The sequence below is a fragment of the Umezawaea sp. Da 62-37 genome, assembly GCF_032460545.1.
GTDB lineage: Bacteria > Actinomycetota > Actinomycetes > Mycobacteriales > Pseudonocardiaceae > Umezawaea.
Genome location: NZ_CP135965.1, coordinates 7,897,277 through 7,923,955, shown reverse-complemented (window position 1 = coordinate 7,923,955; position 26,679 = coordinate 7,897,277). Strand labels below are relative to the sequence as shown.

Here is a 26,679-nt window from a genome sequence, read left to right as displayed (position 1 = left end):
GGTGTCGGACACCGTCACTTCGACATTCCCTGGGTCTGCAACTCCTTCTTGAGGTTCCCGGCCAGCTTGCCGAGGTCGCCCTTGACGTCGCCGTCGCACGTCGCGAAGAGGGAGTTCAACGTCTCGGAGAACTGCTGCCGGAAGGGCTGGAAGTTCGGCACGCTCGGGAACGGCCGCGCGCTGTCGGCGTAGACCTTGGCGGTGGTGGCCCAGCGCGGGTCGTCGTAGACGGCGTCGACGTCGACCTTGCCGTTGACGGGGAGCCGGACCACGGGGGTCGGGTCGCCCTTCATGCCCGCCTGCTGCGCCTCGGCGCTGATCAGGTACTCCGCCAGCTTCTTCTGCGCGTCCGCCCTCGGCGAGCCCGCCATCAGGTAGATGTTCTCGCCCTCGCCCAGCACGGTGTCGCCCGCCGGGCCCTTGGGAGCCGCGATGACCTCGTACTTGTCCTTGCCGAGGTTCTTGTCGAACCGGCCGAACATGTACGGGCCGGTCACGTAGATGCCGGTCTTGCCGGTCTCGAAGAACGCGTGCGCGTCGTTCGTGCCCGTGGTGAGGGCTCCCGGCTGGACGACCTTGGTGTCGCAGAACATCTTCCGCAGGTACTCGACGGACTTGACGGTCTCGTCGGAGTCGACCGCGACGCCGAACTTGTCGCCGTCCTGCTTGAGGATGTCGCCGCCGCCCTGCCAGATGAAGCTCGACGCCCACCAGCCGAGGTAGCCGCGGTCGGTGGTGCCGGGCACCAGCATCCCGTAGGTGTCGGCCTGGCCGTTGCCGTCCGGGTCGTCCTTGGTGAACGCGGTCGCCAGGTCGGAGAGCTCGTCCCAGGTCTTCGGCACCGGCTTGCCCAGCTTCTCGCGCCAGTCCTTGCGGATCAGCGTGACCATCGCCTGGGTGGAGAACGGGATCGCGTAGTACTTGCCGTCGGAGGCCCTGCCGTTGTTCCAGGCCCGCTCGCCGACGTCGGCGCCGCCCGCGATGGAACCCTTGTCGATCTCGCCGACCAGACCCTGGGAGGTGAAGACGCCCAGTGAGCCGGTGTCCGTGACGACCAGGTCGGGCAGGTCCTTCGACGCCGCGCGCTGCTGAATCTGCTTGTCGAAGTCCGCGAAGATCGGCTTGTAGTCGACCTCCACCCCGGTCTTCGCCTGGAAGTCGGCGAAGATCTTCTCGTAGACCTTCGCGGTGGCCTCGGTGCTCCGCGTCCAGACCTCGAACGGCGCGTTCGGGTCCTGTGCGACTCCTGGCCCACCTCCACTGCCCGTGGACGCGGGCGTCGAGCCGCAACCTGCCAGGACCAACCCCACAGCAGCCAGCGCGACAGCCGCGGTGGCGGACCGGGAACGGGGCATTTCACTCTCCTAGTTGTTCACATCCGTGAAACGGAGTCGTACTTGTGAACCTGATGCCGGACTGTAAGAATCAGCACAGCAACGTGTCAAGAGCGTGTTGCCGGAATGTTTCCCTGGAGGACCTGGTGACCGAAGCCGCTTCGCCCACTCGTCCGGGGGCGGTGAAATCCGCCGACCGGACCGTTGAGCTGCTGGAAGTCCTGTCGGCGTCCGACCGCCGGCTGACCCTCACCGAGCTGCACCGGGAGCTCAGCTACCCGAAGTCGAGCCTGTACATGCTGCTGCAGACGCTCGTGAACCGCGGCTGGGTGGAGGTCGAGCCCGACCGCGGCACGTACGGCATCGGTGTGCGCGCCCTGCTGGTCGGCACGTCCTACCTCGACCACGACCCGGTCGTGCGCGCGGCGATCCGGGTGATGGAGCAGGTCCGGCAGACCGTCAACGAGACCGTCCACCTCGCGCGCCTCGACGGCGCGGACGTGGTCTACCTCGCCAGCCGCGAGTCCGAGCACCACCTGCGGGTCGTCTCCAGGGTCGGCCGCAGGCTGCCCGCGCACTCCACCTCGCTGGGCAAGGCGGTGCTGTCCACCCGCACCCCGCAGGAGGTCGACGTGCTGCTGCCCGCCGAGCTCAAGCCGCTCACGCCGAACACCGTCGTCGAGCGCGGGGCCCTGCACGCGCAGCTCGCGGGTTTCCGGAACATCGGCTACGCCCACGAGCGCGAGGAGAACACCCCCGGCCTCGGCTGCTTCGCCGTCGCGCTGCCCTACCGCAACCCCGTGCTCGACGCCATGAGCTGCTCGGTCCCGCTGGGCAGGCTCGACGACGAGCACGAGCGGCAGGTCATCGCGGCACTGCTCGACGCCGCCCGCACGATCACCGAACTGCTGCGCCAGTTCGGCCGCTGACCGTCCACACCGCACTCCGGAGGGGTTCCACCCGTGACCGCACGAATCCTGATCACCGGCGCCGCCGGTGGGCTGGGCACGCTCATGCGCCCCCGGCTCGCCGAGGGCGGCCGGGTCCTGCGCCTGCTGGACATCGCCGACATCCCGGCGGCGGCCGACGACGAGAGCGTCGAGGTGGTCCGGGCGTCGGTCACCGACATGGCCGCCATGGAGGAGGCGATGTCGGGTGTGGACGCCGTGATCCACCTCGGCGGGCACAGCCTGGAAGTGCCGTGGGAGCAGATCCTGGACGTGAACGTCAACGGCACGCACACCGTGCTGGAGGCGGCGCGCAGGCAGGGCGTGACGCGCGTGGTGCTGGCCAGCTCCAACCACGCGGTCGGCTACGTGCCGAAGGCCGACGGCGAGGCGGGCGACGACCTGTTCCCCCGGCCCGACACGTACTACGGCGTCAGCAAGGTCGCGATGGAGGCGCTCGGCAGCCTCTACGCCGACCGCTACGGCATGGACGTGATCGCGATCCGGATCGGGTCGTGCTTCGAGAAGCCCCGCGACGCGCGGATGCTCTCCACCTGGCTGTCCCCCGACGACGCCGCCCGCCTGTTCGAGGCGTGCCTCGCCGCGCCGAGCCCCGGTTTCCGGGTCGTGTGGGGCGTCTCCGACAACACCCGGCGCTGGTTCTCCCTCGACGGGGCGTTCGCGCTGGGCTACGAGTCCAAGGACGACGCCGAGGTGTTCGCCTCCGAGGTGGGAACCCCGGACCCGACGTCGCCGGCGGAGCAGCGCGTGGGCGGCGTGTGGTGCGGCCCCGATTTCGATACCGCGGTGAAGGAGGCAGGTCAGTGATCGTGCAGGGCTACAACCCCCGGACCGGCGAGCCGATCGGCGAGCCCGTGGCCAAGACGACCGACAGCGGGGTCGACGGCGTCGTGACCGCCGCGACGGCCGCGTTCGAGGCCTGGTCGACCACGCCCGCCGCGGACCGGGCGGTGGTGCTGGAGGCCGTCGCCGACGCGCTGGACGCCGAGTCCGAGCTGCTGATCGCGACCGCCGACGGCGAGACCGCGCTCGGCGTACCCCGGCTGACCACCGAGCTGAAGCGCACCACCAACCAGCTGCGGCTGTTCGGCGAGGTGCTGCGCGAGGGCAGCTACGTCGAGGCGACCATCGACTCGCCGGACCCCGACATCATCCCGCCGCGCCCGAACCTGCGCCGCGTGCTCCGTCCACTCGGGACGGTCGCGGTGTTCTCCGCGTCGAACTTCCCGTTCGCGTTCTCCGTCGCGGGCGGCGACACCGCCTCCGCGCTCGCGTCCGGCTGCGCGGTCGTCGTGAAGGCGCACTCCGCCCACCCCGGCACCTCCCGCGAGACCGCCCGGATCGTGACCGCGGCCCTCGCCGCCGCCGGCGCCCCTTCCGGCCTGTTCGGCATCGTCTACGGCACGCACGCCGGCGTCGCGCTGGTGCAGCACCCGCACGTGCGCGCGGTCGGCTTCACCGGCTCGACCGGCGGCGGCCGCGCCCTGTTCGACATCGCCCAGGGCAGGCCCGACCCCATCCCGTTCTACGGCGAACTCGGCAGCGTCAACCCGGCCGTCGTGCTGCCCGACGCCGCCGCCGCGCGCCCCGCGGAGATCGCGACCGCGTTCGCGCAGTCGCTCACCATGGGCGTCGGCCAGTTCTGCACCAACCCCGGCCTGCTGTTCGCGCCCGCCGCCCTGGTGCCGCACCTCGGCGAAGCGGTGGCCGCGAGCCACGGCGGCGCGATGCTCAACGAGCGGATGTGCGACTCCTACCGGTCGAGCACCGAGGCACTCGCCTCCGGCGACCTGGTCACCGAGATCGCCACCGGCGACCGGCCCGCCGACGGCTGGAGCGTGGCCCCGCGGCTGTTCACCGTGCCGCTGGCGGCGTTCGCGGACAACCTGGAGAAGCTCACCGAGGAGCACTTCGGCCCCGCGGGCCTCGTCGTCACCTACGACGACCCCACCGACCTCCTGGCCGTGCTGCCGAAACTGCCCGGAACCCTCACCGGCACCGTCCACTCCGACCCGTCCGAGCACCCGTTGGCCGGTCAGGTCGCCGAGGTGCTCCGCCGGGTCGCGGGCCGACTGGTCTTCAACGGCTGGCCGACCGGCGTCGCGGTCGCCTGGGGCATGCACCACGGCGGCCCGTGGCCGTCGACCACCAACCCGCTGCACACGTCGGTCGGCGCCACGTCGATCCGCCGCTGGATCGCGCCGGTGACCTACCAGTCCTGGCCGGACGAGCTGCTGCCCGCGGAACTGAAGGACGGCAACCCACTGGGCATCCCGCGCCGGATCGACGGCGTGCTGGGCACGCACTAGCGCCTCGGCAGGCCTCCGCTCCCCCGACGCGGAGGCCTGCCGTGCTCACCGCCTGGACGGGGCCGCGACTCGGCCACCTGCGTGCACCCGCCGCTAGAGTCACCGGCAACCGACTCGTCGACGGCATCCGGAGAGGTCATGTACATCTCGCAGGTCACGCTGCGGAACATCAAGGGGTTCCACGGTGCCCGCGAAGTCGACCTCAAGTTGACCGCCCCCGGCTGGACCGTCATCGCCGGTCGAAACGGCTCGGGCAAGACAACCCTCCTGCGGGCCATCGCCTTGGTGGCGGCTGGACCGCTGAACACGGTGAGTCTTGCCCTCGATGCGGACAACTGGATCTCGACCGGAAGCAGCGAAGGATCGGCATCGATCGCTTTTGCCGAAGCGCAGCCAACCGATCGCAGTACTCGTCTTGCCGAACTCCACTGGGCAGCAGGCACCCTTCAGCACGGCTCACAGCAAGGCATGCCGGATTTCGGCCCGTGGCAGATCGATCCGCGCGGATGGTTCTGCGCGGCTTACGGCCCGTTCCGTCGCCTGGCAGGCGGTGCCAACGACGTTCAACGACTCATGCTGAAACCGGGCGTCGCGGCAAGGCTGACCAGCCTGTTCTATGAAGACGCTTCCCTGGCTGAAGGTGTCACCTGGCTGATCAGGCAACACCTTCGTGAACTCGAAGGCCACACCGACGCGGCACAGCTCAAACAAGCAGCCCTGAACCTGCTCGGTGATGGCCTCCTACCCGACCACCACCGAATCGACCGGGTCGACTCGGACGGTCTCTGGGTCTTCAGCGGCGAACACCACTTCCCCCTGAAGGAGATGAGCGACGGCTACCGCTCGGTAGTCGCACTCGTCGTCGACCTGGTGAAGCAGCTCCACGAGTGCTACGGCGAACTCACCACGGACGGTACGAGCGTCACGGCCCCCGGCGTGGTCATTATCGACGAGGTCGATGCCCATCTCCACGTCTCGTGGCAGAAGGCCATCGGCGGCTGGTTGAAGGCGCACTTCCCCAACATCCAGTTCATCGTCACCACCCACAGCCCCTACGTCTGCCAGGCGGCGGACCCCGGTGGCTTGATTCGGCTTCCCGGTCCTCAGGAAAACTCCGCGCCTTGTGTGGTGGACGACGACCTCTACGAACGAGTCGTCTACGGCAGTGGCGACGACGCCGTGCTGTCCGAGCTGTTCGGCCTGGAAACGCCCTACTCGGACCGGGCCGTCGAACTCCGCTCCGAACTGGTCGCACTCGAAGTCTCGGTCATCTCCGGTACCGCGACTGATGAGCAGGCTCGCCGCTACGACGAACTGAAGGACCTCCTGACCAGTTCACCGAGCGCACGCGCACGCGAAGTGGAAACGCGGCTGGGACGAACCAAGACGTGATCCGGATCGTCCGTCCCGAGTTGGCCCAGGAACTGGCGGATCGACTCCCACCGCTGACAGCGGAGATCGCGAACGCGACGGACACGGCCAACACCGCCCGGCTCCTGTGGAAGCGCACCCAGGTGCGACGAACCGTTCACGCGCCTCTGCGCAAGGTGCTCGCGGACATGGCGCCCGGCATCGAATGCTGCATGTACTGCGGTGACAGCCAGGGGACGGACATCGACCACTTCGAGCCGCTCGTCCTCAACCCGCTGCGCACATTCGACTGGCTCAACCACCTGCTGGCGTGCTCGACCTGCAACAGCCACAACAAGGGGTCGTTCTTCCCGCTCGACAGCGACGGAACGCCGCTCCTGATCGATCCGACCGTCGAAGATCCGTTCGACCACTTGGTGCTGACACCCTCACTCGGCGTCTACCACGGCCTGACCCCGAAAGGGCTCACCACGATCGAGGTCTGCGCTCTCAACCGATCCACGCTGACCAGAGGCCGCCAACAGGCTCACCGCGTGGTGCTGATGTGCCTGGAGAAGTGGGCCGACGCGTATGAGAACGACATGGCCGCCGACATGCACGAGGCAGTCATCACCGTGCGGGAACAGCCGTTCGCCGATGTGTGCCAGTCACTCCTGCGCCTGGCGTTGAGCCCCGGCGCGTCCAGGGTGTTCGACGACCCGCACGTGCTGGACCTGCTGCGCAGACCGGAACTCCGCGAAGCACTACTTACCTGACCCCGCCGCCTGCCTCGCCCGGTAAGCCCTCTGCTGGCACGCCCGTGAGCAGTACTCCTTCGGCCTGCCAGTGGCCGGTTTCTCCACCGGTTTCCCGCACGTGACGCAACTACCCGCCGTTTCATCACGAAACGGGGTTTCATCACGCCCCCGGACGAGCATCTCGATCCCGTCGAGCACGCGCTGCAGACCGAACTCGAAGTCGTCGGCCATCCCCTCGTACCCACCGCCCATCCACACGCGGGCCAGTGTCGGGTAGCGCTCCTCGGTCAGGTGGCCCCACAGGGAGACGCGCGAGGTCCACCACTCCTCCATGCTGACGCCGCTGCTGCGCTCGGCCTGCTGCGCCTCGGCGACCCGGCGGGCCGCGCCCTCGACGTACTGCGAGACGAGGTTGGTGACGGCCATGATCTCGCGGCCGCTCAGCCCGGTGCCGACCAGCAGCTTGAGCCGGGCCTCGAAGTCCGCCATGTAGTGCGGTCCCGGCACGCTGCGGGTGGAGGCGACCTGCACCATCCACGGGTGCCGCTGGTAGAGCTCCCAGTCCTGCCTGGCGGAGTCGGCGAGACCGGCGCGCCAGCCGGCGCGGTGGTCGGGCAGCGCGACCTCGGCGACGGCCGCGTCCTGCATGAGGTCCAGCAACTCGGCCTTGCCGGGCACGTACCGGTACAGGGACATGGTCGTGAACCCGAGCTTCTCCGCGACCCGCCGCATGGACAGGGCGGCCAGCCCCTCCTGGTCGGCGACCTCGATGGCCGCCGCGACCACCCCGTCCAGGTTCAACGCGGGTTTCGGCCCCCGGCCGGGGTGCGACTTCCCACCCCAGAGCAGTTCCACACTGCGTTCCGGATCACCGACTTCCGAGACCATCCCGTGCCCCCTCACCTTGACACCGTGCCGCACAACTGTATATATAGTACACAGGGTGTACGACATACACAGTTTAGGAGGTTGTCGTGAGCTCACCTGTTCTCTTCGCTGAAGGCCTCCGCAAGCGGTTCGGCGGGTATTACGCACTGGACGGATTCGACCTGTCGGTCCCAGCGGGAACGGTTTGCGGGCTGCTCGGCCCCAACGGCGCAGGGAAGACGACGGTGCTGCGAATCCTCTCCACCCTGATGCGCCCCGACGGCGGGCGCGCCTCGGTCGCCGGGTACGACGTCGCACGACAAGCAGCGGAGGTCCGCAACCACATCGGGATGATCGGACAGCAGTCCACGGTCGACGACATCCTCACCGGCCGGGAGAACCTCGCCCTCTGGGGCAGGCTCTACCACCTGAGCGCGGCCAACGCGAAACGCCGCGCGGACGAGCTCCTCGAGCAGTTCGGCCTCAACGCGGCGGCCAGCAAGCAGGTCAAGTACTACTCGGGCGGCATGCGCCGCAGGCTCGACCTCGCGTCGAGTTTCATCACGGCACCGAAGGTGATGTTCCTGGACGAGCCCACCGCGGGCCTCGATCCGCGCAACCGCATCGAGATGTGGTCGGCGGTGCGCGCGCTGGCCCAGGCGGGCACCACCGTGCTGCTCACCACCCAGCTCCTCGACGAGGCGGACCAACTGGCGGACCAGATCGTGCTGATGGACGGCGGCCGCGAGATCGCCAGCGGCACGCCCGACGAGCTCAAGGCGCGCACCGGCGGCGACTGGATCGACGTCACCGTCCGGAACATCGCCCAGCTCCCAGCCGCCGCGGGCGTGATGGCGCGCGCCGCGGGCGGCAAGCTCCAGACCTCCGCCGGGGAGCACCGGATCAGCGCGGCCGTGGCCGATCGCACGCACGCGCTGACCGACGTCACGCGGGCCCTGCACGACGCGGGGATCGACGCGGAGGACGTCACGCTGCGCAGGGCGACCCTCGACGAGGTGTTCCTCCTGCTCACCGGGAAAGACGCGGAAGAGGTGGAAGCGGTATGACACTCACCCTGCCCCCCAGGACCCCGATGGCGCCGCGCGGCGTGCTCCAGCGCCTCCGGTGGGTCGTCAGCGACACGTGGAACGTCGCGTCGCGCGACCTCATCCACTGGGTCCGGCAGCCCGTCCGGATCTTCAGCAGCGTCATGTACCCGGTCGTCTCGATCCTGATCTTCGGGTACGTGTTCGGCAACGCGGTCATGGTCGCCAGCGGCGGCTGGAACTACCGGGAGTTCCTGATGCCCGGCCTGTTCGGCCAGAGCGTGGTGCTCGGCGTCGGCGTCACGCTGGTGGCGATAGCCGACGACACCCACCGGGGCGTCAACAGCAGGTTCCGCTCGATGCCCATGTCCGGAACGGGTTTCCTGGCGGGCCGCAGCGCGGCGGACCTGCTGAACTCCACGCTCGACATCGCGGTGCTGATGGTGTGCGGCCTCGCGGTCGGCTGGGAGTGGCGGCTGGGCTTCGGCAACGTGGTCGCGGCCTTCGGGCTGCTCATGCTGCTGCGGTTCGCGATGATCTGGGTGGGGATCTTCCTCGGCCTGGTCATCAAGCCGGAGAACACCTCCGTGGTCTGGACGATCCTGCTGCCGCTGACCATGTTCTCCGACACCTTCGTGTCGCCGCAGACGATGCCGCACTGGATGGGCGTCATCTCCGAGTGGAACCCGCTGTCCGCCACGGTGGGCGCGATCCGCGCGCTGTTCGGCAACCCCGGCTGGGGTGGCGACTCGTGGGTGGCGCAGCACTCGCTGCTGATGGCGGTCGTCTGGCCGGTCGCGATCACCGCGGTGTTCTGGCCGCTGGCCGTCCGCCGCTACCGCAGTCTGAGCTGATCACCGGACGGCGGGCCCGCGCCCGCCGTCCGGCCAGTTCATCGATACACGGCGGTGTCGACGCGATCCGCGACACCGCCGCGACGCGCACCGCGTCGCCGTCGAACCGGTCCCCCCGGTTCGACGGCGACTTCTCCACGCCAGGTCAGGGTGTCGCGGGCACAATTCGGACGAAATTGTCGGTGCCCACCCGCATCATGTGCGGATGGCAGACGCAATCCTGGCCGAAGGGCTGGTCAAACGCTACGGGTCCGTCGTCGCGCTCGACGGACTCGACCTCGCGGTGCCCGAGGGCACCATCATGGGCCTGCTCGGCCCCAACGGCGCGGGCAAGACGACGGCGGTGCGGGTGCTCACCACGCTGCTGGAGTTCGACGGGGGCAGCGCGTCGGTCGCCGGGCTCGACGTCGTGAAGAGCGCGCGGGAGCTGCGCCGCAGGATCGGGCTGTCCGGCCAGTACGCGGCCGTGGACGAGAACCTGACCGGGTTCGAGAACCTCGACATGGTGGGCAGGCTCTACCACCTGGGCAAGCAGCCCAGCCGGGTCAGGGCGCGCGAGCTGCTGGAGCGCTTCGACCTCGTCGAGGCGGCCGACCGGCCGGTGAAGGGCTACTCCGGCGGCATGCGCAGGCGCCTCGACCTCGCCGCCGCGCTGGTGGCGAAACCCGTCGTGCTGTTCCTGGACGAGCCGACCACCGGCCTCGACCCGCGCAGCAGGCTCGGCATGTGGGACGTGATCGAGGAGCTGGTCGCGAGCGGCACCACCGTCCTGCTGACCACGCAGTACCTCGAGGAAGCCGACCGGCTGGCCGACAAGATCGCCGTGATCGACCACGGCCGCGTCATCGCCGAGGGCACCTCCGACCAGCTCAAGGCCCAGGTCGGCGGCGAACGGCTGGAGCTGACCGTCGCGTCGGCCCGCGACCTCGCCCTCACCCGGACCGCGCTCGCCCCGCTCGCCATCGCCGACATCTCCGCCGACGAACGCGGCAACCACGTCGTCGTGCCCGTCTCCGGCGGCGCCGACGTCCTCGTCGAAGCCGTCCGGCTGCTCGACGGCGAGGCCATCAAGGTGCTCGACATCGGCCTGCGCAGGCCGACGCTCGACGACGTGTTCCTGACGCTGACCGGCCGCGCGGCCGAGGAAGCCGTGACCGACGGGGAGAGTGGCGCGTGAACGGGTTCGTCGAGGCGCTGGCGGACGGCGCGGTCGTCGCCAAGCGCAACCTCATCAAGGTCAAGCGGGTCCCCGACCTCATCGTCTTCTCGACCCTGTCGCCGATCATGTTCGTGCTGCTGTTCGCCTACGTGTTCGGCAGCGCGATCGAGATCCCCGGCATCAACTACCGCGAGTTCCTGATGGCGGGCATCTTCGCGCAGACCGTCCTGTTCGGCGCCACCATCACCGGCACCGGCCTGGCCGAGGACATGCAGAAGGGCATCATCGACCGGTTCCGGTCGCTGCCCATCGCGCGGTCCGCGGTGCTGATCGGGCGCACCACGAGCGACCTGGTGAACAACGTCATCGTGATCGTGGTGATGTCGGTGACCGGGTACATCGTCGGCTGGCGGATCCACTCGTCCGTCCTGGAGGCACTGGCCGGGTTCGGGTTGCTGCTGCTGTTCGCGTACGCGGTGTCGTGGGGGATGGCGGTGGTGGGGTTGGCCGTCCGCAGCCCCGAGGTGGTGAACAACGCGAGCTTCATCGTGATCTTCCCGTTGACGTTCATCGCGAACACGTTCGTGGGGACGACGAACCTGCCGGGGCCGCTGAAGGCGTTCGCGGAGTGGAATCCGATCTCGGCGGTGACTCAGGCGGCTCGGGAGTTGTTCGGGAACACGAGTCCGCAGTTCCCGCCGCCGGACGTGTGGCCGTTGAGGCATTCGGTGTTGGCGTCGTTGTTGTGGAGCGTGGTGATCCTGGCGGTGTTCATCCCGTTGGCGATTCGGCAGTATCGGAAGGCTGTGGCTCGGTAGGGGCGGGTTGAGGGGTGGGGGTGGGTTGGGTTGGGTTCAGGGAGGGCGTAGCCCGGCCCCCGTGGCGCGATTGTCTCAATGCCACACCCCCGTTTGTCAAGGCGGGAAAGATGCCTTGACAAACGGGGGTGTGGCAGGAGGGCGCTGTGTATCGGGGGCAGGGGGAGGTCTGGCTTCGCTTGTGTCGGCTGTGCGGTTTAGGGCACCTCGCTGCGCGTCGGCCAGGGCACCTCGCTGCGCATCGGTAGGGGGGCGGGCGCTCCGCGCCGGATGCGGGTGGGCGGCTGCGCCGATGGGGGGTGTCGGGCTGTGCCCGACTGATCCCTCGCTCCGCGACGGAACGAGCACCTCGCTGCGCATCGGCTGGTGGCTGGCTTCGCTTGGTTGGGCAACCGGGGTTGGTGGTTGAGGAGGTTGGTGGTGGGGGTGGATGTGGTGCTGGTTCGCCATGCCGAGTCGGTTGTTCCGTACGCGGGGGGTCCGGATGATTATTACCGGCCGTTGAGCGAGGTGGGGCTGGTTCAGGCTGGTGGGTTGGTGGCCGAACTGGTGGGACTGGGGCCCGTTTTGATCGTTTCCAGTCCTTATCTGCGGGCGGTGCAGACCGTGGAGCCGTTGGCGCGTGCTGTGGGGTTGCCGGTGCGGGTTGAGCACGATCTGCGGGAGTGGGACTCGGGGATCGCGGTTACTCCTGACTACGCCCGTCACTACGCCGGGAGTTGGGCTGATCCGGATTTCGCGCGGCCCGGTGGCGAGAGTTTGAGTCAGTTGACCGGGCGGGCGATGGCGGTTCTTCGGCGGTTGGTGCGTGAGCAGGTCGACGGGACCGTGGTGGTTGGTAGTCACGGGACGTTCGTGTCCAGGGCGCTTGTCGGGGTCGGGGTTGGTGTGGACTGGGCGTTCAGCAGGCGGATGCCGATGCCCGCTGTCTATCGGCTCCGGTTCGCCGATGGCGGGGTTTCGGTGCTTGGGCATGTTCCTGAAACTCGTTGGGAACCAACGAAAACGGCACCTAACCTGAATCCATGGCACCCATCACGGTCCCTGGGAACGGGGTCGACATTCGCATGTGGACTCGGCCTGAGGAGGTCGAGGAGCAGGCGATGCGGCAGTTGCGGAACATTTCCGCGTTGCCGTGGGCGGTCAAGCACGTGGCGGTGATGCCGGATGTGCACTTCGGGCTCGGGGCGACGGTGGGGTCGGTGATCGCGTTGCGGGAGGCGGTGTCGCCTGCCGCCGTGGGGGTCGACATCGGGTGTGGGATGACGGCGGTGAAGACGTCGTTGACGGCGGGTGATCTGCCGGAGAGCCTGCGCAGGCTGCGGTCGCTCATCGAGGCGGCGGTGCCGGTCGGGTTCAAGCAGCACGAGGAGCCCGCGTTCGGTGACGGTGACGCGAGCGATTGGCGGGCGTTCTGGAAGGGGTTCGACGGGTTGACGCCCGCGGTGCACGCGCGGGCGGCGAAGGCGTTGCGGCAGATCGGGACGCTGGGCGGCGGCAACCACTTCCTGGAGGTCTGCCTGGACACCGACCAGCGGGTGTGGGTGATGCTGCACTCGGGGTCGCGCAACATCGGCAACGAGCTGGCGCAGCACCACATCTCGGTCGCGCGCGGGCTCGCGCACAACGCGGAGCTGCCCGACCCGGACCTGGCGGTGTTCCTGGCGGGCACGCCGGAGATGGCGGCCTACCGGCACGACCTGTACTGGGCGCAGGACTACGCGCGGCGCAACCGGTCGGTGATGCTGCGGCTGGTGTGCGACGTGCTGCGCGGCGAGTTCGAGCACGTCGTCTTCGACGAGCCGATCAGCTGCCACCACAATTATGTGGCGGAGGAGAAGCACTTCGGGCAGGACGTGCTGGTGACGCGCAAGGGCGCGATCCGGGCCGGGCTCGGGGAACTGGGGATCATCCCCGGCTCGATGGGGACGGGTTCCTACATCGTGCGCGGGCTCGGGAATCCGGAGTCGTTCGAGTCGGCGTCGCACGGCGCGGGCCGTCGGATGTCGCGGACGCAGGCGCGGAAGTCGTTCACCACCAAGGATCTCGCCGAGCAGACGGCGGGCGTGGAGTGCCGAAAGGACTCGGGCGTGGTCGACGAGATCCCCGGCGCGTACAAGGACGTGGACAAGGTCATCGCGAGCCAGTCGGACCTCGTCGAGGTGGTCGCGCGGCTCAAGCAGGTGGTCTGCGTCAAGGGCTGAACGACGACGAGAACGGCCACGCACGGTGCGCACCCGGTACCCCTCAGGTACCGGGTGCGGCCTTTTGCAGTAGCGGCTTGCGCCTTCCGCAAGAAGATGTTTATCCCTGCGGCACAAGGGAACCCGTGGTTCGTCAACTCTTCCCCCCGACCGAAGGAGGCTGCGATGTCCACGGGCGCCATCATCGGCATCGTCGTCGTGCTGGTCGTACTTGCTGTGATCGCAGTCCTGTTGAACAAGTACCTCCAGAGGCGGCGGTTGCAGGAGAAGTTCGGCCCCGAGTACGACCGGACGGTGGAGGGCAGCGACAACCGCACGACCGCGGAACGCGAGCTGCTCGACCGCCAGAAGAAGCACGCGGAGCTGGAAGTCAAGGAGCTGAGCCCGCAGGCGCGGGACAGCTACGCGCGACACTGGACCCGCATCCAGGAGCAGTTCGTCGACGCCCCCGCCGGCGCGGTGGCCGAGGCAGACGTCCTCGTGACCGACCTCATGGCCGAGCGCGGCTACCCCACCGAGGGCTACGAGAAGCAGGCGGAACTCCTGTCCGTCGAGCACTCGAGCACGCTGGAGCACTACCGCTCCGCGCACGAGATCTCGAAGCGCGACGAGGCGGGCGACGCCACCACCGAAGACCTGCGCAACGCCATGGTGCACTACCGCACCCTGTTCCAGGACCTCCTCGGCACCACGACCACCGACGACCGGGCCCACAAGGCCTGACGAGAGGGAGCGAAACCATGACCGAGCGCCAAGATGTCCGGCCGCTCAGCACTGAGGACCTGCTGCCCGACGACCGGAACAGGCACGAGGGGCATTCGGACCTCACCGACAAGGGCGAGCACTACGACGACCGCCCCGTGTCGGACCAGTACGACGACGTGGCCGTGGACGCCGAGAAGTACGACAATGCCCAGTACGGCGAGCAGCCCGCCACGCACCACGACGACCAGACGATCGTCCGCGACACCGCGGATGACGACACCGTGGACGAGACCTCGGACCACGACGTCGTGACCGACGAGGACACCACGCTGGACGACGACGTGGTGACGGACGAGGACACCGTCGACGACGAGCCGGTCGCGGTCGAGGAGCCCGTGCAGGCCAAGCCCGCCGCGAGCGACGACGTCGCCTTCGCCACGCTGTTCACCGGCGAGGAGGTCGACCGCTTCCGCACCGAGTGGCGCGGACTGCAGGCCGACTTCGTCGACAGCCCGCGTGACGCCGTGCAGCACGCCGACGAGCTCGTCGCGCAGGTGATGCAGAGCCTCGCCACGACGTTCGCCGACCACAAGCGGTCGCTCGAAGGCCAGTGGAGCGCGGGTGAGGAAGTCCAGACCGAGGAGCTGCGGGTGGCGCTGCGCCAGTACCGCGCCTTCTTCGACAAGCTGCTGAACGTCTGAACCACCGCGAGCGGTGACCCAGGACCCGTTGTGCGCCCGGAACGACCACCGGCCGCCCAACGGGTCCTTCCGCGTCCGGGGTCAGCCCGGCAGTTCGCGGATCTCCATCTCCAGGACGTCGATCTCGTCGTGCACGGCCTCGTCGAGGAGGTCGTCCAGCAGGGCGCCGCAATCGGTGTGGACGACCCCGAACGTGGGCACCCGCTCCCACCAGACGGCCGGGTTGTTCCAGAACGAGCCGGACCCCTGATCGACCCCGGCCAGGCACCGCAGCCTGGGATGCTCCTCCGGGAGCAGCCGGACGTACTCGATGAACCGCGCGAGCGCCCCCGGATTGCTCACCGGCACGACGCCGTAGCCGCGCAGGCAATCCTCCAGCTCCGCGAGGAACTCCCCCTTGAACGTCACGGCACACCTCTATCCGTCCGCCTCGTCGCGGACGCCGCTACTGCGTCGCACCACGGTACCCCGGCCGAGGCCGGCGGAAGTTCCTGCTAACGGGCGGTTGTGGGCCACGGATCGGTGACGCCGCCACCGAGCGTCCTCAATGGACGGTCAGGTCACTTCTCGGCGGTCAGCCGGGCCACGAAGCTGAAGCGGTCGCCCCGGAACAGGGACCGGACCCGCTCGATCGGCTCCCCCGCCGTGTCGTAGGAGACGCGGTGCAGCAGCAACATCGGCAGGGCCGGGTTGTTGCCGATGAGCAGGGCCTCGCGGGGTGTCGCCAGCACCGTCTCGACACGTTCCTCCGCCTCGTCGAACACCACGCCGAAGCGGTCGGTCAGGCAGGAGTAGAGCGAGGTCGTCGCGTCGAACACGTCCAGCAGGTCGGGGAACCGGGCAACCGACAGGTACGTCGACTCCAGCCCGACCCGCTCCTGGTCGGCCAGCAGCACCCGCTCCAGGTGCACGACCGGCGCGCCGACGTCGAGCCTGAGGTCGTGCGACAGCACCTCGTCGGCGGGCAGCAGCTCGCAGGTGATCACGGTGCGCGCCGGGGCGACCCCCTGGCGGAGCATGCCCTCGGTGTAGCTGACCAGCGACAGGGGCTGGACGAGCTTGGGCGGGGCGACGAAGGTGCCACTGCCTTGGCGACGTTGCAACTTGCCCTCCAGGACGAGCTCGCCGACCGCCTGCCTCAGGGTCACCCTGGACACGGAGAAGCGTTCGGCGAGTTCTCGCTCGGACGGTAACGCGGCACCCTCCCCAAGTGCGTCGACCAACCACAGGATTTCCGTCTTGACGGCGTAGTAGCGGGGGATCCGGCCGTGGTCGGGGATACCGGCGTGCACCGGGCCGTCGGCCCGGTACGGGGAGATGCGGTGCGTAGCAATCACGAGCAGTGAGCCTACGTCGCTCACAGTGCGCATACGAGTGAACCCGGAGTGTGGACCGTCTCAGGAAGTCACCGTCGGCGGGTCCGGGATCACGTACCCCGACGGGCCGACGTTGCGCTCGATGATCTTCCTCCACTCACCGGCCGCAATCATCTTCCGCACCGCGTCGAGGACCTTCGCCTTGCCGGGCGCGTCGCCCTTGCGCAGCCCGATGCCGTATTCCTCCTTGCTGAAGGGATGGCCCACGACCCGCAGCAGTTCGGGGTTTTGAGCGGCGTAACCGGCGAGGATCACGTCATCGCTGGTCATCGCGTCCGCGTTGTCCGCGAGCACCGCCGTGACGCAGTCGCTGAACTTCGGGTACTCGACGAGTTTGACGTTTTTCGCGAACTCCGTCTTCACGTACTCCGCGGACGTCGTGCCCTGCACGGAGCACAACCTGAGATTGGGATCCTCATTGAGCGATTCGGGTCCGCTGATGCGTCCATCGGCCATTCGGACCAGTAGATCCTGGCCCGCCAGGAAGTACGGACCGACGAAGTCGATGATTTCCTTCCGCTTCTCCGTGATCGAGTAGGTGGAGAGGACGAGATCGACCTGACCGGAGGTCAACATCTTCTCCCGGTTGGCGGGTTGGGCCTCCTGCCAGGTGATTCCCGACTCGTCGACGCCCAGTTCGTTCGCCACGTACCGCGCGACGTCCACGTCGATGCCCTTGAACGTGCCGTCCAGCCTGCGCACGCCCAACCCCGGCTGGTCGAACGAGATCCCGACGGTGAGGGTCCCCCCGCTCGCCTTTTCCACCAGGGCGGACTCGTCACCGGAACCGCAAGCGCCGACGAGCAAAAATGCGGAAAAGGCCGCGACCAGGCGCACCAGCAATACCGGCACTGTTCTTCCCCTCCTGCGGAACGTCTCGACTGATGACCGGTCGATGGCCTGTCCGATAATCGGACAGGCCATCGCCAATCGGTCCACGTGCTGGCGGGGAATCTAGGCGGCGAAAAGGTTTTCGTCTAGGCCCGATCGCGAAAACGGCGCCCTGACCGGTCAAGCATCGGATAAATGCCGACGCGGGCGTCGCGAGCGGTGACCGCGATAAGGAAAACCGATTACCGTCCGATGCCGGTGGACCGCAATCTTCGGGGCCCGCCGTCGTTCCGGGACGGAGGCGGACCGACAATAATGCGAGCACTACTCACAAATGCGCCCTCGGCCGAGGCGAGCACCGGTTCGAGCGCCAGCGACCGGACTTCGGGCAGGTCCTCGGCGAGCGCAGCCAGCCGGAGCACCAGGTCCTCCAGCGCGGGCAGGTCCGCGGGCACGTCACCCCGGTAGCCCGCCAGCAGCGGGGCGGCCCTCGGCGCGCGGACGAGCGCGGCCGCGTCGGTGTCGCTCACCGGGACCGACCGGTACGCCCGGTCCCCCAGCAGGTCGCTGACCAGTCCGGACAGCCCGAACGACAGCAGCGTGCCGAACGACGGGTCGTCCTGGAGGCCCAGGGTGCACGAGATGCCCTTGGGCGCCATGCGCTGCACGTACGCGCCCTCCCCGTCCGACACCGCGGTGAGCGCCTCGTACGCCGCCCGGACCGCCTCCTCGCCGCCCAGGTCCAGCCGCACGCCGACCAGGTCGTAGCGGTGCCGCAGCCGGTCGTCGGTCGACTTCATCGCCACCGGGTAGCCCAGTTCCGCGGCCGCGGCGACCGCGTCGTCCGCCGACGTCACGACCCGGAACGGCACCAGGTCGATGCCGTAGCAGCCGAGCAGGCGGACGGACGTGTCGTCGTCCACCCGTTCCACGCCCTCCGCCAGCAGCGCGGTGACCAGCGCCGACGCCGTGTCGGTGTCGATGCCGGACGGCCGGGTGAAGCTGCCCTGCGGTGCCGAGCGCCACCTCGCGTACCGCGTCGCGCGCGACAGCGAGAGCACCGCGCGTTCCGGCGAGGGGTAGGACGGCACGGAGCCGCGGCCCGGCGCGCCACCCGGACCGGCCACCGCCAGTTCGTCCGGCACGCCCTCGACCGCGAGGAACGTCGAGGCGATCGGCTTGGTCAGCCCGGTCTCCTCCACGACCTCCCGCAGCGCGCGGGCGTACGCCGTGCCGGGCACCGCCAGCGGCGGCACGAAGACGACCACCAGCGCGTCGGTGTCGTCGCGCAGCAGCGCGTCGCGGACGGCCGCGGCGAACTCCTCCGGGCCGCCCTGCGCGCCGATGTCCACCGGGTCGCCCGCCAGTTCCAGCCCCTGCGCGAGGGCGGTGTCGGCGGCGAGCAGGCCGATCGCGGTCGCGTTGCCGACCACCGCGACCCTGTTGCCCTTCGGCAGCGGCTGGTGGGCCAGCAGCAGGGCGGTGTCGAAGAGTTCGGCGAGCGACTCGACCCTGATCACGCCCGCCTGCTCGAACAGCGCCTGCACGCTCGCCTCGTCCATGGCCACCGAGTTCTCGGCCAGCGCGGGCGTCACGGCGTGCCTGCCGGACTTCACCGCGACGATCGGCTTGGTGCGGCCGAGCCGCCTGGCGAGCCGGGCGAACTTGCGCGGGTTGCCGAACGACTCCAGGTAGAGCAGCACCACGTCGGTGGCCGGGTCGGTCTCCCAGTACTGGAGCAGGTCGTTGCCCGACACGTCCGCGCGGTTGCCCGCCGAGACGAACGTCGACAGCCCGAGACCGCGTTCGGCGGCGTCGGCCAGGATCGCGGTGCCCAGCGCGCCGGACTGGCAGAAGAAGCCGGTGCGGCCGCGGGCGGGCAGCCGGGGCGCGAGGGTGGCGTTGAGCCGGACCGCCGGATCGGTGTTGAGCACGCCGAGGGCGTTCGGGCCGACCACCCGCATGCCGTGCGAGCGGGCCTCGGCGGCGAGCCTGCGTTCCGCGCTGCGGCCGTCCGGACCGGTCTCGCCGAACCCCGACGACACCACCACCAGCGCTTTCACGCCCTTGGCCAGGCACGCGTCCATGACCTCGTCGACGCTCGCCGCGGGCACCGCGACCACGGCCAGGTCCACGTCGTCCGGGATGTCCAGCACCGACGGGTACGCGCGCACCCCGCGCACCGACCGGTGCTCGGCGTTCACCGGGTAGACCGGGCCGGTGAAGTCGGCGGCGAGCAGGTTCGACAGGACCGCGTTGCCGATCTTGGTCGGGTCCGTGGAGGCGCCGATCACCGCCACCGACCGCGGGTGCAGCAGGTTGTGCACGCTGCGCGCCTCGGCGGCCTGCTCGCGGGACCGCGCCACCTCGACCGACTGGTCCGTCGGGTCGATGGCGAACTCCAGGTGCAGCACGCCCTCCTCGAACTCGCGGCTGACCACGTACCCGGCGTCGCGGAAGACCCGCACCATCTGGCCGTTCTCCGCGAGCACCTCGGCGACGAACCGGCTCAGCCCGCGTTCGCGCGCCGCGGCGGCCAAGTGCTCCAGCAGGATCGACCCCAGCCCGCGGCCCTGGTGGCCGTCCTCGACGACGAAGGCGATCTCGGCGGAGTCCCCGCTGTCCAACCGGTCGAAGCGGCCCACGGCCACGATGTCGTCGCCCAGCGACGCCACCAGCGCCACCCGGTCGCGGTGGTCGACGGTGCTGAAGTGCTCCACGTCCCGCTTGGGCATCCGCGGGTACGGGCCGAAGTAGCGGAAGTAGCGGGTGCGCTCGGACAGCCTGCCGTGGAAGGCGAGCAGCCGTTCGCCGTCGTCCGGCGTGATCGGCCGCAGGTGCACGGTGCCGCCGTCGGACAGCACGACGTCGGCCTCCCAGTGCTCCGGGAAGTCGTACGGGTCGGCCTCGGCCATGTCCGCCACCGGTTCCACTCGTCCTTCGGTTGTTCGGGCCCGCTCGGTCCGTCAGGTCCAACAGTGACCGAGCGGCCCGGTGGGCGCGCGACGGGGAACGCGCGGCGCGTTCTAGTCCCTGGGGTCGTCGGGGTCGAGGCCGTGCAGCGGGTAGACCGCCCGCCGGGTGTTGCGGATCGCCCCGTCGACCGGGGTGTCTCCGTCGCCGCCCCACGGGGTGAAGGCGGTGTCGGCGGCGTCCGTCATCGACGACGGCAGCGCCCGGTTCGGCGCCAGCCGGGAGGCGTGCGACACCCAGTCCGGCGGCAGCGGCGCGTTCGGTTCGACGTCGCGGTCGAGCACGGTCGCCAGCAGGTGCGTCCACGACCGCGGCACCACCCGCAGCAGCTCGTAGCCACCGCCGCCGAGCGCGAGCCACTTGCCGCCCGCGTGCGCCTCGGCCAGGTCGCGCAGCGTGCGGTAGATCGCCCGGTGGCCGTCGACCGACAGCGCGAGGTCGGCAAGCGGGTCCTCCCGGTGGCTGTCCACACCGCACTGGGTGACGAGGATCTGCGGCCGGAACGCGCCGAGCAGACCGGGGACGACGGCGTTGAACGCGCGCAGCCAGTTCCCGTCGCGGGTGCCGGGCGGCAGCGGCAGGTTCACCGCCGTGCCCTCCGCCCCCTTGCCGCCCAGTTCGGCGGGCCAGCCGGTGCCCGGCCACAGCGTCATCGGGTTCTGGTGCACCGAGATCGTCATGACCCTCGGGTCGTCGTAGAACGCGTTCTGCACGCCGTCGCCGTGGTGCACGTCGACGTCGACGTAGGCGATCCGCTCGAACCCGTTGTCCAGCAGCCACGAGATCGCGACCGCGCAGTCGTTGTAGACGCAGAAGCCCGCGGCGTGGTCGCGCATCGCGTGGTGCAGCCCGCCCGCGATGCTGACCGCCCGGTCCGCCTCGCCGGACGCGATGCGCCGCGCGGCCTCCAGCGAGCCGCCGACGATCAGCGCGGACGCGTCGTGCATCCGCTCGAACACCGGGTTGTCGCTGGTCCCGAGGCCGTGGCCGACGTCCCAGGCCGCGTGCGGAGCGGCCCGCACGGCGTTGAGGTAGGCCGCCTCGTGGACGCGTTCGATGTCGGTGTCGGTCGCCGCGTCGGGCGCGATCAGGGGAACGCCGTCGAGCACGCCGAGTTCCGTCGCGAGCCGGATCGTGAGATCCAGCCGGACGGGGTTCAGCGGGTGGTCCCCGCCGAGGTCGTACCCGAGGAAGGACTGGTCCCAGACGACTGCGGCTGCCTTGCCCATGGTTCGCAACCTAGCCCAGATCACAGGTTGGCAGCCTCGCGGACGGCGGGGGCGGACCGCACTTAGAGTCCTCCCGACGACGCCCGCCATCAAGGATGGAACCGCGTCCAACGGAACGAGGTCAGAGCCCCCATGCACATGCGACGAGTCCCCGCGCTGGCCGCCGCCCTGACCGTGGCCCTGACCCTCGGCCTCGGCGGCTGCGCGCAGAAGATCAACGGCACGGCGGTCATGGCCGCCGACGCCGGTCCGGTGGAGACCACCGCGACCACGAAGCCGACGACGTCGGGCAAGGCGGCGACCAGCGCGCCGAAGCCCCCCACCTCGTCGACGGGATCCACCGGGACCACGGGCAAGCCCACCGGCAAGATCAAGATCACGACCAAGAAGAAGACCGCGGGCTACGAGAACTGCGATCTCCTCACCCCCGAGGAGGTGGGCGCCGCCGTCGGCGCCAAGCCGTCCGCCACGAAGGGCTGCGTCCAGACCACGTCCGACCCGTTCGCCGTGGTCCTGATGATGGTCACCCTCGCCGAGTACGAGGGGCAGGCCAAGGAGATCGAGGTGGCGGGCAACACCGCCTACGAGATCAAGGACGGCGAGGACTGTTCCGTCATGGTCATGCTCACCGACGACCCGGACGAGATCACCCCGGCCTTCCTGGCCTCGGTCACGCCGGTCGACCAGATCGACACCTGCGGCATCGCCTTGAAGCTCGCCACGGCGGGCTTCAACAAGATCCCCAACGCCTGACCCCATCGCCGGACACACCGCCTGCCCCCACCGCCGCCCGACGCCCCCGCTCCGGTAGGGCCCGTCGGGCGGTGGTGTGTCGGGCGGCGGTGGTGCGTCCGGCGGCGGTGCGTCCGGCGATGGCGCGTCAGGGGGTGCGTCCGGCGATGGTGCGTCGGAGGGGATGGCAGCCGGGCCGAGTGCGGTGCCAGCCGCCTCGGGATCCGCTCGAAGAAGGGCATGCGCTCGGGCGGTCGCGGCAACTGCCGGCGCGAGCCCGGACCGCCTCCGAAACGATCTTGCGCTCGGCCGACTCCCCGACTTCGTCGGTGCCCACCGGTAGAATTGGTTCCGGGGGATCCCCACCCGCGCGCGTGGGGATGGGCCCCCGGAATTCGACGTTACCGGCGGGGTACGACAGTTTTCGTCGGGCGTGGGGACGTCGGGCGTGGAGACCTGGTGAACGGTCCGTTCTCGAACCGGATGGCCGCCGGGTCGCCGAACTGGCGGAGCCGACCGCACCGCTGGCCTCCGGCGGTGAGGTCGCCGGAGGCTCGGGGGGCGGGGGGCGCGGTGTCAGCCGGCGTCGGGACCGGTGGCGGGCAGGGTCGGCGGAGGCTCGGGGTGCGGGGTCAGCCGGGCTCGGGGCCGGTGGCGGTCGGGCGGGTGGGATCGGCGGACCAGTTGGACCAGGAGCCCGCGTAGAGCGCGGCGGGAGTGGTCCTGTCGGTCAGGCCCGCGACCTCCAGGGCCAAGACGACCGAGGAGGCGGTGACGCCGGAGCCGCAGTAGGCGCCGAGCGGGGTGTCGGCGGTCGCGCCGAGGGCGCGGAAGCGGGTGGCCAGTTCGTCCGCGGACAGCCAGCGGCCGTCCGGGCCGACGTGGTCGGAGGACGGGGCGTTGAGGGCGCCGGGGATGTGGCCAGCCCTGGGGTCGACGGGCTCGGTCTCGCCGCGGTAGCGGGCGCCCGCCCTGGCGTCGAGGAGGACGCCGGCGCGGGCCAGCGCGGCGGCGCCGTCGGCGTCGACCACGGGCATGGCGCCGGGGCGGACCTCGACGTCGCCGGGTTTCGGGGGCGGGGTCTCGGCGGTGACGTCGCGGCCCTCGGCGGTCCAGGCGGCGAAACCGCCGTCCAGGATCGCGACCTCCTCGTGGCCCGCCCAGCGCAGGAGCCACCAGACGCGGGCCGCGACCGAGCCGTCGCCGCCGTCGTAGGCGACCACCGGGTGGCCCGCGCGGACGCCCGCGGCGCGCAGGACGCGCTCCAGCGCCGCCGGTTCGGGGAGCGGGTGCCTGCCGCCCGGACCGGGTTCCGAGGAGAGTTCCGAATCAAGGTCCGCGTATTCCGCCCCAGGAATATGCGCGACCTCGTAGTCTTGGCGTCCTGGTGGTCCACCAAGTTTCCAACGCACGTCGAGGACGACTGGTGGACGGTCACCGCTCAGTGCCGCGGCGAGCGCTTCGGTGCTGATCAAGGGATGCACGACACCATCCTGCACCGCCCCGCGACCGACCTCGGCACCACACGCGGCCTGTACCGACCACGGGTGCGACTAGCATTGACGACATACGAAGGGGAGCGGGCGTGAACGACCTCATCGACACCACGGAGATGTACCTCCGGACCATCTACGAGCTCGAGGAAGAGGGCGTGGTGCCCCTGCGCGCTCGGATCGCCGAGCGCTTGGGGCAGAGCGGGCCGACCGTGAGCCAGACCGTCGGCCGCATGGAGCGCGACGGTCTCGTGGTCGTGGCCGGGGACCGGCACCTCGAGTTGACCGACCAGGGCCGCAACCTCGCCATCGCGGTCATGCGCAAGCACCGGCTCGCGGAGCGCCTCCTCGTCGACATCATCGGGCTGGAGTGGGAACACGTCCACAGCGAGGCCTGCCGCTGGGAGCACGTCATGAGCGAGGCGGTCGAGCGCAAGCTCGTCAAGCTGCTCAACAACCCGACGACCTCGCCCTACGGCAACCCGATCCCCGGCTTGGACAAGCTGGGCGACGGCAAGCCCGCGCCCGCCGCCGAGTCGGACCTGATCCGCATCGACGAGGTCGCCCGCCGCGGTGGCGGCAAGGTCGAGGTGCGCCGGATCGCCGAGCACATCCAGCTCGACCCGGACCTGATGGCCGAGCTGAAGGACGCGGGCGTCGTGCCCGGCGGGACCGTCGAGGTCGACCCGCTCGCGGGTGCCAAGGTCATCAAGGTCCGCGGCAACAGCAGCACCGCCACGCTCGACCCGTCGGTCGCGCACGCCGTCATGGTGCAGGCGCGGTGACGACGGCGGACCGAGCCGCCGCGGCGTTCCAGCAGGTGTACGGCCGGGTGCCCGAGGGCATCTGGTCGGCACCCGGCCGGGTGAACCTGATCGGCGAGCACACGGACTACAACGACGGCTTCGTGCTGCCGTTCGCGCTGCCCTACCGGATCGCGGTGGCGGCGTCGCCGCGCACCGACGGCGTCCTCGCCGTCGGCACGCTGGGCGTCGACGGCAACGTGCAGCACGCGGACCCGTTCCCGATCGCGGACCTGGAGCCCGGACTCGTGTCCGGGTGGGCCGCGTACCCCTCGGGGGTGGCCTGGGTCCTGCGGTCGCAGGGCATCACCGGCGGGGCGGACCTGATGGTCGCGGGCGACGTGCCCGCGGGCGCGGGGCTGTCGTCGTCGCACGCGCTCGAATGCGCGGTCGCGCTGGCGCTGCTCGGCCTCGCGGGCCTGTCCCCCGACGGCGACGAGGCCTCGTCGCCGACCCGCCAGGAGATCGCCCGGTGGGTGCAGCGCTCGGAGAACGACTTCGTCGGCGCGCCGACCGGGCTGCTCGACCAGACCGCGTCGCTGTGCTGCGTCGAGGCGCACGCGCTGTTCCTCGACGTGCGGTCGGGCAAGTCCGAGCAGGTCCACTTCGACGCGGCCGCGGCCGGGCTCGAGGTGCTGGTGGTCGACACCCGTGCCAGCCACTCGCACACCGACGGCGGCTACGGCGCGCGCCGGTCGGGCTGCGAGCGGGCCGCCGGGATCCTCGGCGTGCCCGCGCTGCGCGACGTGGAGATCAGCGAGCTGGCCGAGACGCTGACCAGGCTGCCCGAGGACCTGCGGCCGCTGGTGCGGCACGTGGTGACCGAGAACGACCGCGTCCTGCAGACCGTGGACCTGCTGCGCACGGGCGGGCTGGGCGACATCGGCCCGCTGCTGAGCGCCTCGCACGCCAGCCTGCGCGACGACTACCGGGTCTCGTGCCTGGAGCTCGACATCGCCGTCGACGCCGCCATGGCCGCGGGCGCGCTGGGCGCGCGGATGGTCGGCGGCGGGTTCGGCGGCTCGGCGATCGCGCTGGTGCCGGTCGACCGGCACCCGGCCGTCGAGAAGTCCGTCTTCACCGCGTTCGCGGAACGCTCGCTGCCCAAACCGAGGCTGTTCACGGCCGTGCCCTCCGCGGGCGCGGGCCGGGACCGCTGACCGCACGATCGACCTGATCAACGAACGAAAGCGAGAACCACGGTGAAGCTGCTCGTGACGGGCGGTGCCGGGTACGTCGGCAGCGTGTGCGCGGCTCGACTGGTCGAGTCCGGCCACGAGGTCGTCGTGCTCGACGACCTGTCCACCGGGCACGCGGACGCGGTCCCCCAGGCCGCCCGGTTCGTCGAGGGCGACATCAACGAGGTCATCGGCTCGGTGCTCGCCGAGGGCTTCGACGGCGTGCTGCACTTCGCGGCCAGGTCGCTGGTCGGCGAGTCGATGGTGGACCCGGCCAAGTACTGGCAGGGCAACGTCGTCACCTCGCTGCGGCTGCTGGACGCGATGCGCGAGCACGGCACCCCGCGACTGGTGTTCTCCTCCACCGCGGCCACCTACGGCGAGCCGGAGGAGGTGCCGATCGCCGAGTCCGCGCCGACCCGCCCGACGAACCCCTACGGCGCGACGAAGCTCGCGATCGACCACGCCATCACCTCCTACGCCGCCGCGCACGGCCTGGCCGCGGTGAGCCTGCGCTACTTCAACGTGGCGGGCGCCCACGGCTCGGCCGGCGAGCGGCACGCGGTCGAGACGCACCTCATCCCGCTGGTGCTCCAGGTGGCCCTCGGCCAGCGCGAGCAGATCCAGATCTACGGCGAGGACTGGCCGACCGAGGACGGCACCTGCGTGCGGGACTACATCCACGTCACCGACCTCGCCGACGCCCACCTGCTGTCGCTGGAGCACGCCGTCGCGGGCGAGCACCGGATCTACAACCTCGGCAACGGCACGGGCTTCTCGGTCAAGCAGGTCATCGACGCCTGCCGCGAGGTCACCGGCCACCCCATCCCCGCCGTGATCGCGTCCCGGCGCGCGGGTGACCCCGCCGTCCTGATCGCGTCCAGCGAGCGGGCCCGGACCGACCTCGGGTGGAAGCCCGAGCGCGCCGACCTGACCGGAATCGTGCGCGACGCCTGGGAATTCACCCGGTCCCGTCAGGAGGCATGAGCCC

Annotated in this window: 25 protein-coding genes; 17 read left to right on the top strand and 8 right to left on the bottom strand. The window is 70.2% G+C overall.

All coding sequences use genetic code 11. The features are described from left to right. Positions 1–14: 14 nt before the first annotated feature. A complete protein-coding gene (locus RM788_RS36610) occupies positions 15–1,355 on the bottom strand; it encodes an ABC transporter substrate-binding protein (RefSeq protein ID WP_315923761.1) in 1,341 nt (446 codons plus the stop codon). A gap of 125 nt (positions 1,356–1,480) precedes the next feature. Here RM788_RS36610 and RM788_RS36605 point away from each other — a divergent pair, with 125 nt between their 5' ends. The 5 genes from RM788_RS36605 to RM788_RS36585 all read left to right on the top strand — a co-directional run bounded on the left by RM788_RS36605 (position 1,481) and on the right by RM788_RS36585 (position 6,737). Further along, on the top strand, positions 1,481–2,263 hold the full coding sequence (locus tag RM788_RS36605; protein WP_315923759.1) for an IclR family transcriptional regulator: 783 nt from the start codon (positions 1,481–1,483) through the stop codon (positions 2,261–2,263). 33 nt (positions 2,264–2,296) lie between these two features. Further along, a complete protein-coding gene (locus RM788_RS36600; protein WP_315923756.1) occupies positions 2,297–3,109 on the top strand; it encodes an NAD-dependent epimerase/dehydratase family protein in 813 nt (270 codons plus the stop codon). Next, complete coding sequence (locus RM788_RS36595; RefSeq protein WP_315923754.1) at positions 3,106–4,611, top strand: aldehyde dehydrogenase (NADP(+)); 1,506 nt, start codon at positions 3,106–3,108, stop codon at positions 4,609–4,611. Before RM788_RS36600 ends, RM788_RS36595 begins: the two co-directional genes overlap by 4 nt. A gap of 138 nt (positions 4,612–4,749) precedes the next feature. Then, entirely contained in the window at positions 4,750–6,003 is a 1,254-nt protein-coding gene (locus RM788_RS36590; RefSeq protein ID WP_315923752.1) for an AAA family ATPase, read from the top strand. Continuing rightward, entirely contained in the window at positions 6,000–6,737 is a 738-nt protein-coding gene (locus RM788_RS36585; protein WP_315923750.1) for an HNH endonuclease family protein, read from the top strand. Before RM788_RS36590 ends, RM788_RS36585 begins: the two co-directional genes overlap by 4 nt. On the opposite strand, the gene RM788_RS36580 is transcribed toward RM788_RS36585, so the two are convergent. Further along, positions 6,726–7,607 carry a TetR/AcrR family transcriptional regulator gene (locus RM788_RS36580; RefSeq protein ID WP_315923748.1) on the bottom strand — a complete coding sequence of 294 codons (882 nt, stop codon included), beginning with the start codon at positions 7,605–7,607 and terminating at the stop codon, positions 6,726–6,728. The genes RM788_RS36585 and RM788_RS36580 overlap by 12 nt on opposite strands. A gap of 86 nt (positions 7,608–7,693) precedes the next feature. On the opposite strand from RM788_RS36580, the gene RM788_RS36575 reads away from it, so the two are divergent. From RM788_RS36575 to RM788_RS36540, 8 genes are all read left to right on the top strand, one after another. Continuing rightward, positions 7,694–8,653, top strand: coding sequence for an ATP-binding cassette domain-containing protein (locus RM788_RS36575; protein ID WP_315923746.1), 960 nt, complete (start codon positions 7,694–7,696; stop codon positions 8,651–8,653). After that, a complete protein-coding gene (locus RM788_RS36570; protein ID WP_315923744.1) occupies positions 8,650–9,486 on the top strand; it encodes an ABC transporter permease in 837 nt (278 codons plus the stop codon). The genes RM788_RS36575 and RM788_RS36570 overlap by 4 nt, the downstream gene beginning before the upstream one ends. A 205-nt stretch (positions 9,487–9,691) precedes the next feature. Further along, positions 9,692–10,663, top strand: a complete 972-nt coding sequence (locus RM788_RS36565) for an ATP-binding cassette domain-containing protein (RefSeq protein ID WP_315923742.1) — start codon at positions 9,692–9,694, stop codon at positions 10,661–10,663. Then, positions 10,660–11,463 carry an ABC transporter permease gene (locus RM788_RS36560; protein WP_315923740.1) on the top strand — a complete coding sequence of 268 codons (804 nt, stop codon included), beginning with the start codon at positions 10,660–10,662 and terminating at the stop codon, positions 11,461–11,463. Before RM788_RS36565 ends, RM788_RS36560 begins: the two co-directional genes overlap by 4 nt. Positions 11,464–11,829: 366 nt before the next feature. Continuing rightward, the gene (locus RM788_RS36555) at positions 11,830–12,624 is read left to right on the top strand and encodes a histidine phosphatase family protein (RefSeq protein WP_315923738.1); all 795 of its coding nucleotides are present in this window, start codon (positions 11,830–11,832) and stop codon (positions 12,622–12,624) included. Next, positions 12,531–13,667 carry an RtcB family protein gene (locus RM788_RS36550; protein ID WP_399341180.1) on the top strand — a complete coding sequence of 379 codons (1,137 nt, stop codon included), beginning with the start codon at positions 12,531–12,533 and terminating at the stop codon, positions 13,665–13,667. The genes RM788_RS36555 and RM788_RS36550 overlap by 94 nt, the downstream gene beginning before the upstream one ends. Before the next feature lie 165 nt (positions 13,668–13,832). Beyond that, on the top strand, positions 13,833–14,390 hold the full coding sequence (locus RM788_RS36545; protein ID WP_315923734.1) for a hypothetical protein: 558 nt from the start codon (positions 13,833–13,835) through the stop codon (positions 14,388–14,390). A 17-nt stretch (positions 14,391–14,407) separates the two neighbouring features. Further along, the gene (locus RM788_RS36540; protein WP_315923732.1) at positions 14,408–15,073 is read left to right on the top strand and encodes a hypothetical protein; all 666 of its coding nucleotides are present in this window, start codon (positions 14,408–14,410) and stop codon (positions 15,071–15,073) included. An 81-nt stretch (positions 15,074–15,154) separates the two neighbouring features. On the opposite strand, the gene RM788_RS36535 is transcribed toward RM788_RS36540, so the two are convergent. From RM788_RS36535 to RM788_RS36515, 5 genes are all read right to left on the bottom strand, one after another. Then, positions 15,155–15,481, bottom strand: coding sequence for a hypothetical protein (locus tag RM788_RS36535; protein WP_315923730.1), 327 nt, complete (start codon positions 15,479–15,481; stop codon positions 15,155–15,157). Positions 15,482–15,633: 152 nt separating this feature from the next. Beyond that, on the bottom strand, positions 15,634–16,410 hold the full coding sequence (locus RM788_RS36530) for a GntR family transcriptional regulator (protein ID WP_399341175.1): 777 nt from the start codon (positions 16,408–16,410) through the stop codon (positions 15,634–15,636). Positions 16,411–16,470: 60 nt separating this feature from the next. After that, positions 16,471–17,301 (bottom strand): glutamate ABC transporter substrate-binding protein, encoded by an 831-nt coding sequence (locus RM788_RS36525; protein WP_315923726.1) that lies wholly within the window; start codon positions 17,299–17,301, stop codon positions 16,471–16,473. 221 nt (positions 17,302–17,522) lie between these two features. Then, positions 17,523–20,195 carry a bifunctional acetate--CoA ligase family protein/GNAT family N-acetyltransferase gene (locus RM788_RS36520; RefSeq protein WP_315934848.1) on the bottom strand — a complete coding sequence of 891 codons (2,673 nt, stop codon included), beginning with the start codon at positions 20,193–20,195 and terminating at the stop codon, positions 17,523–17,525. 111 nt (positions 20,196–20,306) lie between these two features. Further along, complete coding sequence (locus RM788_RS36515) at positions 20,307–21,482, bottom strand: acetoin utilization protein AcuC (protein ID WP_315923724.1); 1,176 nt, start codon at positions 21,480–21,482, stop codon at positions 20,307–20,309. 132 nt (positions 21,483–21,614) lie between these two features. On the opposite strand from RM788_RS36515, the gene RM788_RS36510 reads away from it, so the two are divergent. After that, positions 21,615–22,235, top strand: coding sequence for a DUF3558 domain-containing protein (locus RM788_RS36510; protein ID WP_315923722.1), 621 nt, complete (start codon positions 21,615–21,617; stop codon positions 22,233–22,235). 611 nt (positions 22,236–22,846) lie between these two features. Here RM788_RS36510 and RM788_RS36505 read toward each other — a convergent pair. Beyond that, positions 22,847–23,698, bottom strand: coding sequence for a sulfurtransferase (locus RM788_RS36505; protein ID WP_315923720.1), 852 nt, complete (start codon positions 23,696–23,698; stop codon positions 22,847–22,849). A 101-nt stretch (positions 23,699–23,799) separates the two neighbouring features. Here RM788_RS36505 and RM788_RS36500 point away from each other — a divergent pair, with 101 nt between their 5' ends. The 3 genes from RM788_RS36500 to galE are packed head-to-tail and all read left to right on the top strand — an operon-like array spanning position 23,800 to position 26,675. Continuing rightward, on the top strand, positions 23,800–24,492 hold the full coding sequence (locus RM788_RS36500; RefSeq protein ID WP_315923718.1) for an iron-dependent transcriptional repressor DtxR: 693 nt from the start codon (positions 23,800–23,802) through the stop codon (positions 24,490–24,492). Further along, positions 24,489–25,670 (top strand): galactokinase, encoded by a 1,182-nt coding sequence (gene galK / locus RM788_RS36495; RefSeq protein WP_315923716.1) that lies wholly within the window; start codon positions 24,489–24,491, stop codon positions 25,668–25,670. The genes RM788_RS36500 and galK overlap by 4 nt, the downstream gene beginning before the upstream one ends. 42 nt (positions 25,671–25,712) lie before the next feature. Further along, positions 25,713–26,675, top strand: a complete 963-nt coding sequence (gene galE / locus RM788_RS36490; RefSeq protein WP_315923715.1) for a UDP-glucose 4-epimerase GalE — start codon at positions 25,713–25,715, stop codon at positions 26,673–26,675. The last annotated feature ends 4 nt before the right edge of the window (positions 26,676–26,679 follow it).

What these genes read in the sequence shown, in the direction of transcription:
- RM788_RS36565 (WP_315923742.1), top strand. Translation starts at nt 9,692, where the DNA reads ATGGCAGACGCAATCCTGGCCGAAGGGCTGGTCAAACGCTACGGGTCC.
- RM788_RS36550 (WP_399341180.1), top strand. Translation starts at nt 12,531, where the DNA reads ATGTGGACTCGGCCTGAGGAGGTCGAGGAGCAGGCGATGCGGCAGTTG.
- RM788_RS36520 (WP_315934848.1), bottom strand. Translation starts at nt 20,195, where the DNA reads ATGGCCGAGGCCGACCCGTACGACTTCCCGGAGCACTGGGAGGCCGAC.
- RM788_RS36610 (WP_315923761.1), bottom strand. Translation starts at nt 1,355, where the DNA reads ATGCCCCGTTCCCGGTCCGCCACCGCGGCTGTCGCGCTGGCTGCTGTG.
- RM788_RS36590 (WP_315923752.1), top strand. Translation starts at nt 4,750, where the DNA reads ATGTACATCTCGCAGGTCACGCTGCGGAACATCAAGGGGTTCCACGGT.
- RM788_RS36545 (WP_315923734.1), top strand. Translation starts at nt 13,833, where the DNA reads ATGTCCACGGGCGCCATCATCGGCATCGTCGTCGTGCTGGTCGTACTT.
- RM788_RS36580 (WP_315923748.1), bottom strand. Translation starts at nt 7,607, where the DNA reads ATGGTCTCGGAAGTCGGTGATCCGGAACGCAGTGTGGAACTGCTCTGG.
- RM788_RS36515 (WP_315923724.1), bottom strand. Translation starts at nt 21,482, where the DNA reads ATGGGCAAGGCAGCCGCAGTCGTCTGGGACCAGTCCTTCCTCGGGTAC.
- RM788_RS36540 (WP_315923732.1), top strand. Translation starts at nt 14,408, where the DNA reads ATGACCGAGCGCCAAGATGTCCGGCCGCTCAGCACTGAGGACCTGCTG.
- RM788_RS36510 (WP_315923722.1), top strand. Translation starts at nt 21,615, where the DNA reads ATGCACATGCGACGAGTCCCCGCGCTGGCCGCCGCCCTGACCGTGGCC.
- RM788_RS36570 (WP_315923744.1), top strand. Translation starts at nt 8,650, where the DNA reads ATGACACTCACCCTGCCCCCCAGGACCCCGATGGCGCCGCGCGGCGTG.